General features: G+C 67.9%; 2 protein-coding genes. Both read left to right on the top strand.

Going from position 1 to position 1,203, the window contains the following annotated elements; genetic code table 11:
- The coding region (locus XI09_RS08585; protein WP_271566455.1) for a response regulator at positions 1–958 on the top strand (958 nt) is incomplete at its 5' end.
- A gap of 24 nt (positions 959–982) precedes the next feature.
- Positions 983–1,203, top strand: a 221-nt coding sequence (locus tag XI09_RS08580) for a chemotaxis protein CheW (RefSeq protein WP_271566454.1), incomplete at its 3' end; no start/stop codon positions are given.

Genomic DNA, 1,203 nt, shown 5'->3' with positions numbered 1-1,203 from the left:
CACCATCCTGGGCGATGGCGCGGTGATCATGATCATCGACCCCAACGGCATTGCCAAGGCGCTCGGCGCCGCCGGCTCCTCGGCCCATGACATGGGCGACGAGAACGGGGCGCACCACATCGGAAGTGGCGAGCAGACCACTTCGCTCTTGGTGTTCCGCGCCGGCTCGTCCCAGCCCAAGGCGGTCCCGCTCGGGCTCGTCACCCGCCTGGAAGAGCTCCCCGCCGACAAGATCGAGTTCAGCAACGGCCGCTACATGGTGCAGTACCGCGAGCAGCTGATGCCACTGGTCGCCATGGAGAACGTCACCATTGCGAGCCAAGGCGCCCAGCCGATCCTGGTGTTCGCCGACGACGGCCGCTCCATGGGCCTCGTCGTCGACGAGATCATCGACATCGTCGAGGAACGCCTCAACATCGAGGTCGGCGGCTCCAGCCAGGGCATCCTGGGCTCGGCCGTGATCAAGGGCCAGGCCACCGAGGTGATCGACGTCGGCCACTTCCTGCCGATGGCGTTCGCCGACTGGTTCACCCGCAAGGAGATGAAGCCGTCGATGCACTCGCAGTCGGTGCTGCTGGTCGACGACAGCGCGTTCTTCCGCAACATGCTGGCGCCGGTGCTGAAGGCGGCCGGCTACCGCGTCCGCACCGCGCCGACCGCGCAGGAGGGCCTGGCCGCGCTGCGCGCCCAGAGCTTCGACGTGGTCCTGACCGACATCGAGATGCCCGACATGAACGGGTTCGAGTTCGCCGAAGTGATCCGCTCCGACAACAATCTCGGCTCGATGCCGATCATCGGCCTGTCGGCGCTGGTGTCGCCGGCGGCGATCGAGCGCGGCCGTCAGGCCGGCTTCCACGACTATGTCGCCAAGTTCGACCGTCCCGGTCTGATCGCGGCGCTGAAGGAACAGACCGCGGGCGCCGCCGGCGCCTCCGAGCTGAGCCGGGCCGCGGCGTAACCAGCGGGATCAGGAGATACGCTTATGGCCAACAAGATGCAGACCACCGAAGGCGCCATGGTCGAATACGTCACCGCGATGATCGGCGGCCAGCTGTTCGGCCTGCCGATCTCCCGCGTCCAGGACGTGTTCATGCCCGAGCGCGTCACCCGCGTGCCGCTGTCCTCGCGCGAGATCGCGGGCGTCCTCAACCTGCGCGGCCGCATCGTCACCGTGGTCGACATGCGCGCCCGTCTCGGCCTGCC

The organism is Bradyrhizobium sp. CCBAU 11386, assembly GCF_028128955.1.
Classification (GTDB): Bacteria; Pseudomonadota; Alphaproteobacteria; order Rhizobiales; family Xanthobacteraceae; genus Bradyrhizobium.
The sequence above is the reverse complement of the archived record's forward strand: the minus strand, read 5'-3'. Positions and strand labels throughout refer to the sequence as shown.